The organism is Streptomyces sp. SID3343 (genome assembly GCF_009865215.1).
Taxonomy (GTDB): domain Bacteria; phylum Actinomycetota; class Actinomycetes; order Streptomycetales; family Streptomycetaceae; genus Embleya.
On record NZ_WWJX01001332.1, the window covers coordinates 1 to 8757 of the forward strand.

The 8757-nt window shown below is 71.0% G+C and carries 7 protein-coding genes; 5 read left to right on the forward strand and 2 right to left on the reverse strand.

The window, feature by feature from the left end; translation table 11 throughout:
- Window positions 1-557 (forward strand): replication-relaxation family protein (locus GT354_RS42290; RefSeq protein ID WP_202512906.1); only part of this gene is annotated, 557 nt, incomplete at its 5' end.
- 529 nt (window positions 558-1086) lie between these two features.
- A complete protein-coding gene (locus GT354_RS42295) occupies window positions 1087-1791 on the forward strand; it encodes a SpoIIE family protein phosphatase (RefSeq protein ID WP_161362132.1) in 705 nt (234 codons plus the stop codon).
- A 1197-nt stretch (window positions 1792-2988) separates the two neighbouring features.
- Here GT354_RS42295 and GT354_RS42300 read toward each other — a convergent pair.
- Entirely contained in the window at window positions 2989-3204 is a 216-nt protein-coding gene (locus GT354_RS42300) for a hypothetical protein (protein WP_161362134.1), read from the reverse strand.
- A 571-nt stretch (window positions 3205-3775) separates the two neighbouring features.
- Here GT354_RS42300 and GT354_RS42305 point away from each other — a divergent pair.
- Window positions 3776-4222, forward strand: a complete 447-nt coding sequence (locus tag GT354_RS42305) for a hypothetical protein (protein ID WP_161362136.1) — start codon at window positions 3776-3778, stop codon at window positions 4220-4222.
- 702 nt (window positions 4223-4924) lie between these two features.
- Here the strand turns inward: GT354_RS42305 and GT354_RS42310 are convergent.
- Window positions 4925-5614: a hypothetical protein gene (locus tag GT354_RS42310; RefSeq protein ID WP_161362138.1), complete on the reverse strand. Its 690-nt coding sequence runs from the start codon at window positions 5612-5614 to the stop codon at window positions 4925-4927.
- Between the two features lie 1184 nt (window positions 5615-6798).
- Here GT354_RS42310 and GT354_RS42315 point away from each other — a divergent pair.
- Entirely contained in the window at window positions 6799-7122 is a 324-nt protein-coding gene (locus tag GT354_RS42315) for a hypothetical protein (RefSeq protein ID WP_161362140.1), read from the forward strand.
- 203 nt (window positions 7123-7325) lie between these two features.
- Window positions 7326-7946 (forward strand): hypothetical protein, encoded by a 621-nt coding sequence (locus tag GT354_RS42320; RefSeq protein ID WP_161362142.1) that lies wholly within the window; start codon window positions 7326-7328, stop codon window positions 7944-7946.
- The last annotated feature ends 811 nt before the right edge of the window (window positions 7947-8757 follow it).

The window sequence follows — 8757 nt, forward strand, 5'->3', positions numbered from 1 at the left end:
GGCCCCGCGCCGCGACCGGCGAGGCGGCGTTGCGCGGCGGCCTGGCCGCGCACGCCCTCGCGGTCACCACCACCGCGCTGAGCTGCGTCCGGCACGGACTCGGCCCGATCACCGGGTGGGACGTCGAGGTCGAGCACCGCCTCGAGCGCCGCCGCCTCACCGCCGACGCCACCGTGCGCTTCGACACCGGCGGCCGGATCGGGGTGCGCGTCGTCGAGCTGGACCGCGCGACCATGCCCCTGCAGCGGCTCGCCGCGAAGATCGAGCTGTGGACGAGGTGGGCCGAACACCGCATCCACGAGGGCCCGCGGCACCTGATCGGGTCCAGCCGGGCGGTGTGGCGCGATCACTACCCCGGCCCGGACTGCCCCGGGCTGTGGGTCGTCCTCACCGGCGCCGACCCGGCCGCGCTGCGGCGCCGGATCGACCGGTTGCGGCCCGAGCTGCACGCCATGCGCGTCCTGGACCGCCGCGCGATGGGCGTGCACGCGACCACGCTGGACGTGCTCGCCGAGCACGGGCCGGCCGGCGCGTCGACCTGGACCCGGATCGTGTAGCCCGCGGACAAGGGTGGACCGGGCGGTGCCCGCAGGGGTGCAACCGACCCGGTCCACCCACGGCCGGTAACAGGCAGGTCAGGACCCATATCGGCCGTGCCGACACCTCTACCCGTACCTCGGGACGGGGAGAAGTTCTTGTTTCTCGCCCGACCCCGAGGCCCCGCCGAGGCGTCGACGACCAACGGCTCGTCTCGTCACCCGTTTCCTCCGCCCGGCGGACCCGTGCGCCCTGCCGGGCGGGCAACGGGCGGCCGAGGGCGCACGCGGCCGCACGCGGGCCCGTGATCGTTCCTCGGGCGCTCCGGGCCGGGCGGGGCACCCGAGGCGCGAGGTGGGCCCACCGTGGCCCGGGGTGGGCCCGAGGCGGCACGTCGACGCGAGGGGACGGCGAACCCGCCGACCGGTGTCGAACCTCACGAGGTGGCGCGTGACGAAAATCGGCGCGGCGCTCTCGGACGCCGTGTCAAACCGCAAGCGTTAGTCGAACGTTGCAGGGGCCGGCGCGACGCCCCCTACGGTTTCGACCATGACAACCGAGAGCACGGTCACGGCCGCGTCGGCGTCCCGGCGGGGAACGCGCCCGCACAACTGCGACTCCGCGGCCATCCACCACATGCCCGGCACCGCCGTGGTCGCGGCCGCGCTCGTCGACGGGATCGGCAACAGCGACCAGGTCGCCGAGTTCGCGCACATCGCGGCCGAGGTCGCCGCCCGGGTCGGCCCCCGCAAGACCGCGACCCTCGGGATCCTGGCCGCCGCCGAGCTGGTCGCCGCGCCGGCGGCCGCGGACATCGAACCGGACGGCGTCGCGGTCCTGGCGCTCGTCGAGCCCGGACAGGACACGGCCGTCGCCTGGACCGGAGACGCCCGCGCCTACGGGTTCGACGGCGCCACGTTGACGCGGCGGACGACGGACCACACCGTCGGCCAATACCTGAGGATCAACGGCGGTGTCGCGATCGAGTTGTGCGAGGCGCACGACAACTGGATCCGCGCGTCGCTCGGCCGGTCGTCGATCGCCACCGTCCACGCCGCCGAGGTGCCCGACACGATGATCGTGCTGACCAGTGACGGGGTGCACGACAGCGTGGCGCACGACGACATGCAGGCCCTGGCCCGCGCGCACCACCACGACCCACAGGCCCTGGCCGACGCCCTCGTGGCGGCCGCGGTCGAGAACGCGGCCGGATACCGCGACGACGCGACCGCGATCGTCGTCACCACACGCTGACCGCGCGGGCCCCCACCGGAGGTAGGTCCCAGTTCCTAGGTCCTAGGTCCAGGCGCCGAGCCCTCACCGAGGGCTCGGGGAGGACTCGGCGAGCCCTCCCCGAGGACTCCCCGAATGAGAGTGTCTTCGCAGGTCAGAAGCTCGCGGGCGTTGCCCGAGCAAGCTGTAGGTTTGGAAACTCCATGGTCCCCTTCGAGGGCCATGGAGTTTCCAAACCGCTTCCCCTCTCCGTCGACGGGGAGGGGAAGCCCGGCGCCGGGGGACGCCGGAGGTTCGCCACCCCTGGGGCGAACCATCCCAAAGCAATGCAACCGTGACGGGTGCATTGCTTTGGGGATAACTTGCTCGCGCTCGTCGCGTCGCCCTTCGCGCGTGAACCGCCGACCGTGACCACCAGGCCGCCGGCTCGTTGGTGGAGCACAACGCGCTCGTCGGCGCGGCGTGAGCTCCGCCGAGTTCGGCCGCCACGGCGATCGCCGCACAGCGAGCGTCGCCGAGCGTGTGTCGGCCTCTCGTGTTGGCCCGTCACGGCGACCCGACACGGACCCGACACGCGTGACGGGCCGCCATGTCGCCACCCGACACGGACCCGCCACGGTGGCGGGGTGCCGCCATGTCGTGTGTCGGGTCAGTCCGCGCGGCCGCGCCCCAGGCGCCGGCGCGTCGCCGGATCCGCCACCGGGTCGACCTCCGCCGGCGGCGTGGCCGCCAGGTGTTCGACGACCCCGAGCCGGCGCCCCGGCTCGCCGCGGTCGCCCTGATCGTCGTCGTCCGGCCGTGCGATCGGTCCCCGCCCGAGTCGCCGCCGCCCCGCATCGCCGACCATCGGCCCCACACCCCTCCCGCACCGGATCCGTACGCGGGGATCATCGCGCACCCGCACCGCACCCGGTGACCGCTCGACCCACCGCACCGGAGGTCAGCACCGCACCGACCGCGCGGTGCGGTCACTCGCCCCGGTCGGTGCGGTCACCGGTCACCTGGCCCGACCAGCGGCGCACCGCCGCACGGGGTCGCCACCGACCGCACCGGTCGACCGCACCGGCGTACCGGTCACCGGTTCTGCAGGAGTTGTGTGGACGACCGCACCGCGCACCCACCCGGCCCGGTGCGCACCCGGTGCGCGGATCGCGTGCGCCGCCGGTGCGGTCCCCGACTGGTGGCCCGACGCGCCGCCCGGCGGCGGCACGGCTGCGGTCACCTTCGCCCGGAGCCGCCGGCCGACCGGTTCGCCGAGGTGGCCGCCGCCGACTGTGCGCGGGGTGCCCACCCGGTCCTGGCGGACGCGCTGCTCGGGTTCTTCGCGGCCGCGGACTGGATCCGCGACGCGGCCGACGATGTGACCGGGGTCCGACCGGACTTGCCGCCGCTCTTGTGCCCGCCGCCGCCGTTCTTGCCGCTCGACTTGCTCATCGTCCTCACCTCACCTTCCATCCTCCGACCGCCTCACACCCACCGCACCCTCAACCCACCGCCACAGCCACGACCGACGACAGCACCCACCGCACCCACCGCACCCCCTGTCGACCGCCGTGAAAGTGACCGTGACTCTCGCCGCGGCGACGTGTCAGCGAGATTCCCGGAACCGGTCCCCTGTTGATCGGTTCGAGGACCGGTCCCGTGGCGGCTGTCGATCCCAGGTGTGGCAGAAGCTCGGGTGGAGTGGGGCCGCGAGGCCATCTCGGTCATCGACCCGGGCAACAACTGGTACGACTCCATCTCCTCGGTTCGGTTCACGCCGCCCGGATCCCGGGGGTAGGACGACGGTTCGCCGCCCGGTCGACGACCTCGCCACACGGGCGGACGACAACCCGACCCACGCCGTCCACCGGCGGTGCGAGTTGCGCCACAAGGCTGATCTTCCCGCGGTGACGCGTGCCCGTACGCGCGTCGGGGACGTTGATCACCGGTGCGCCCCCGGTGACCGCCCGGTCTTCGGTGCGGGCGCATCCGCAACGCCCACGACGAGAAGGAGTACGTGCCGGTGCGAAAGAGTCTTGCCGCCGCGAGTGCCGCGGCCGCCGTGTTGCTGTTGACGGGAACCACGGGGCCGGTGGGCCCGACCGCGTCCGCGGCCGAGTCCGAGTTCCGGCTGGACATCTTCAACGGATACGTCGAGAACAACGGACAAGTAATCGTCACCGGCTTCTACCGCTGTCCGGGGAGGCTGTCGCAAGAGCCTGTGGTCCTGGACGCCGAAATGCTTATCAACAACGAGTGGACGAGGGTCGACCCCCGGGGCGTGTCCAAGTTGTGGTGCGACGGACGCAACCACGGGTGGAGCTTCACGCCCACCGACATCGATCGCAACGGAGTGGCGGGCAAGGATGTCGAGATCAAGGCGACCATGACGAACTACCTCTATGGGGAACCGAAGGAGCTCGCGTCCACCCAAAAGACGCTCAACTTCAACGACCCGCGCAACGACTAGGGTTTCCCGCGCGTTCGGTCCGAGTCGGCAGGTCGTGACCGGGACGGCCCGGTCACGACCGCAGGTTCCGGCCGATCGTCGCCTCCCGAACGGTGACGTCGCCGAGCGCCCGAACCCCGGAGGCACGGGCGAAACGGCCCGTCCCCCAGGCGCCCCCACCGCCGTCGACGACCGGATGACCCGAGGTGCCGGGCATGTCTACGGCTGGCCCGGCCGGGCGGCGACGTTGCCACGGATATCGCCCCGATACCTGCGCCAACGCGAGGGTCGACCTGCGACGACGCGTTCGCAAACGTGCGCGAGGCGGCCCCGATATCTGTGCCATGTCGAATGCGGCTTCATCGATGTCGCGCTGACAAAGTGTCGTTGGCAACGAGAATGTCAGCAGACTTGGCCACGAGATGTGTCAGCCACGTCAGCGTTTGACGCGGCTTCGGATGGCGACGACGGCGGTGTCGGGTACGTGGCGGATGGCCGGGGCGTCGCAGTTGTGCCCGCCCGCACCACACCCCACCATGGGGCACTGCTGGCCCCTGCACCACCGGGCGATTCCACCCGCCGGGCGCGCAACCGGTATGACCCGCCGCCCGAGCTTGAGCCCACCTCGTCGAACCTCGTTGTGTTCGTGGCGCGTCGCCCGAGTCCCGTGTCGATGTGGTCTCCACCCGATGCCGGGACACCTTCGCGGGGCGGCATATACCGTTACCGGTGGAAGAACCATCTCCGCGTATTGGTCGGCTGGACATCGGCGTATCCGACGTAGCCGGAATCGTAGTCGTGCCCGTTGAACCCCATCTGCCCGGCGTAGACGTATTCGTCGTCGAACTTGAACAGGTGGTACAAGGCGAGATCGACCTTGGCCGGCGCCCATTCGAGGCCCCACCACGGGTAGGAGTGGGCATCGGGCGGTGACACCCCCACCTCGCCCATCTTCTCCGCGAGTTGCAGAAGCTGCCCGTCGTGGTCGCCGCCGACGCCGAAGATCTGAAAGGGAATCAGTTCCAGGGTCGGGCCCTTGCCGACGGCGTCCTTGACCTGCTGGAATTTGCCGTGGTTGTCGCTGCGCCAGTAGTGCGTCCAGTCGGAACCCGCCTTGCGGGTGTCCCATGCCTCCAGGCGTCCCGACTTGGCGACCATGTCGAAGGGCTTGTCCTCCCAGCCCGGTGCCAGGATGCGGAACGGGCCTGCCTGGTTGGGGCTGATGGCTTCGGTGATGTAGAAGTCGTCGTCCTCCTGGCAGCCGTTCGCCAGGAGTTCCGCGTAGGCCGCGGCCACGGCCATGGCCCACGCGTACGGCTTGTCGTGGTCGAGGTTCGCGACCGCGTTCTCGAAGTTGCTCCGCCAGTAGTCGCAGTCCGCGCCGGAATTCTTTCCTGTGGTTTCGTCGCTCATGTCGTACCGCCTTTCGACGGGATCGGAATGTTCGCCTGGACGTTCCGAGCGCGGGACGAGGTGGTGTCGCGTGTGTCTCCGAAGCGTCGCCGAACGATGCTTCGACCCCCGGACGTCGCCCAGGAGAAACCCCACGCCTCGTGGACCGGCGCGCGAACGACCACACGGCCGCGATCGAGGAAACCGAAAAGGGCGAACTCAATCACGTCAAGCCCCCCTCGCTCGTGGACGACGGACGCCGCCCACAACAATCCTGATGCGCGGCAACCGTTCGGTATGGAATCGCCGCACCTCCGAACGAGTGATCATCGCGCGGCGGCGATCGATCCCGCCGGCCGGGCACGCCTTCAACTCCGGTCACGCGCCGGTGCGTCCGGACCCCTGGTCCGCGAACACCCTCCGGCGGCCCACGACCGCGGCCGCTCCGGCCGGGGAATTCACGCTTCCGGAGACAGAGCCCATTTCTCGGCCAAAGCCACTGACATTTTCGCTGCCAACAACAGTCCGGGTGATCGAACGCGGCCCGACCGCGGACACCGTCGCGCCCGGAGTCGCGTACAGCCTCCGCCTCATGGACGAACTCCCCGACCCGGTATCGGCCCCGACCGTGAAACCCCCGCCAACCCGTACTGACAACTTTCACGGCCAACCCACTGACACATAGCGGCCAAGCCCGCTGCCAAGTTCACGGCCAACGACACATCCCTCAGCCACCGCCCTCACCCGACCAGCGGCCACCGTCACACCTTCACGCCAACCCCACCAGTGTTGTCCGCCGTGGAAGTGTCGCGGTATTCGCCATGACCCAATTTCAGCGACCGGCGGTGGTGGTGGGTCGTCTCCGAGGGTGGGCGACGCTCGAACATGCCGAGGCCCGCCATCGATTTGACGATGGCGGGCGGAGCGCGGACGGCTGTCGGTGGACGAGGTGGGCAATGTGGGTCCGGCCGTCGGTGGGGCCACCCTTCGGGTCGCCCGTGACCCGGCCGTCCGTCCGGCCCCGCTCAGGAAGAGCACGAGCCAACGGGCGCGTCGTTACGGCGCGGTCGCCGGGCCTTGGTTCGAACTCGGCGGCCGGGGCGTGTGCTTCATCATTTTCGAACCAGAGTCAGCCCGTGGTTGAGAACAGTGTCTCGGTCAGACCAGCAGTCAGACTCATGGGCGGCATCGCGCCGGTATCGCCCGTGGTGTTTTCGAAGGCACCGCGCGGGTCGTGGGCACTGCTCGTGGCAGCCGATACCGCCGGGGCAATTCCCAGGACGGCCGTCCCGGCCGTGCCGGGGGCCGGCCAGGAGCGTGGCGGGGATGGCGGCGCCGGTGCTCGCGGCGGCCAGGAGTTCGAGGCTGCGAGACCGGCGATCGAGCGCCTGCGCGCCGAGAACGCCGCCGGCGACAAGGTCACCGTCCTGCCTCCCGGAAGGCTGCCGGTGACCGGGAGTGAACTCCCCGACGGTCTGACGTATCGGCGCTCGGACCCCAACCGCGTCGCCTTTGTCCGGGCACCGTAGCGGCCCGTCGACTCGGCCCGGGCCCGCCGAACCCGGGACCGGGAGGGCGAACGCGCGGCGATCCGCGCCGCGACCCGTGGCGGGTCGTCCGAACGGGGCGACGCGGCCCTCGTTCGGGTGAAGGCGCGGACTCCCGCGATCGGGCCGGTACAAAGAACGGGATTTCCCTCGCCGTCACAGCACTGGAGAGAAAGGTACGGACCATGAGCGTTCGTAGCAGGACGATCGCCGCCGGCGGAGCGTGCCTCCTCGCCCTGGTGGCACAGCAGGTGCCGGCCCACGCGTTTGCGGCGACCCACACCCGGACCGTGACTCCGGGCACGCCGAACCACGAAAGGAGGACTGCGGCACCCACCACCGATCCCGGCAACCGGGACTACTTCGGCACCGGGCCCGAGCCTCGGAAGGCACCCGCCGATGCGACGTTCGACGTCGGTGAGGACGAGGACTCAACGTGGGAGCTCGACACCAACAGCAAGGACGGCAGTGTGGGCTTCTGGGTCACCCCGGCCGACGGCGTCAAGTTCCGGATCAAGATCCCCGTCGGCCCCGATGCCCGTCACCTGGTCGACGAGAAGGACGCGGCCTTCCTCAACATCGCATGCGAAGACCAGGACTGGATTCTGGGCATGCACGAGCAGGAGTCGGATGGCTCGAGCGGGTTCACCGTGGCTCCCGCCCCGTCCGGCCGGGCGATCGTGTGGGTTCGCGGGATCAACGTGAACGCGGTGCCCGGGAAAGCCGTGATCACCACCACCCCCATGAGCGACTCGGGGACGGCCGGTCCCGTCCGCACGATCACGGTCACCAAGAAGTTGCCATAGATCCCGGCCCGGTTCCCAACCCCGACTCACGGTGACCGTCGCCGCGGATACCGCCCCGATACCCGCGCCGACGCGAGGGTCCACGGTGGCGGCTTCTACCAGGCGCTCGTTCCGCGCCGCCCCGGGCCGGAGAACCCACAGGGGTCCGGCAGGCATCTCCGGCACCGGGCCATGGGCGGTGATGTGTCCGGCCGGGCCTGTCGGCTTCCGCGGGTGATCACCGTGTCGTCCCCGACCGCACGCCCCGAACGTCGGAAGCTGCCGCCGATGCCGGCGTGGCCACCGCCGCCGCCGTCACCCCCCGCTGTTCTGGAAGCACGTGAACCCCCGCGGCCGGTTCGAGCCGGACATGACCTCCCACCTCGACCTCGTTGCCGCCGTGGCGGCTTCGGTGCCCGGCCCGCGCAGCGGCGAGCCGGCCACAGCTCCGGCCTGACGAACAGCCGGACGGCGCCGAAGCGAGTCAGTCGGTGGGCGGCCGTGACGCCCAGTGGGGCACGGCGTCGGGGACCAGCGGTACAGAAGAGCCGACGAGGCCCGCGCACGCCGGGGCCTCCGGTTCCGTCACGGTGAGACAGTGACGGAACCGGAGGGGTCACCACAAGCTGCCCCGCTGGGGGCTTGGTGGTTGGTCACCCGTCCACGCCCGTACCTCCTGAATCTCAGGAGTTGCCGCCGCCGTGGCCGATGCCGCCGAAGAGGCCGCCGATGCCGAGGCCGGTAGTCATACCGCTGAGGGGGCGCCGACGCCGTGGCCTCCGGTGCCGGTGGGTCCGGTGGGTCCGGTGCCTCCGGGTTGGGTGCCTCCGGG

Coding starts and splice junctions, on each gene's coding strand:
- GT354_RS42310 (WP_161362138.1), bottom strand. CDS start 5,614: ATGAGCGACGAAACCACAGGAAAGAATTCCGGCGCGGACTGCGACTAC.
- GT354_RS42320 (WP_161362142.1), top strand. CDS start 7,326: ATGAGCGTTCGTAGCAGGACGATCGCCGCCGGCGGAGCGTGCCTCCTC.
- GT354_RS42295 (WP_161362132.1), top strand. CDS start 1,087: ATGACAACCGAGAGCACGGTCACGGCCGCGTCGGCGTCCCGGCGGGGA.
- GT354_RS42300 (WP_161362134.1), bottom strand. CDS start 3,204: ATGAGCAAGTCGAGCGGCAAGAACGGCGGCGGCGGGCACAAGAGCGGC.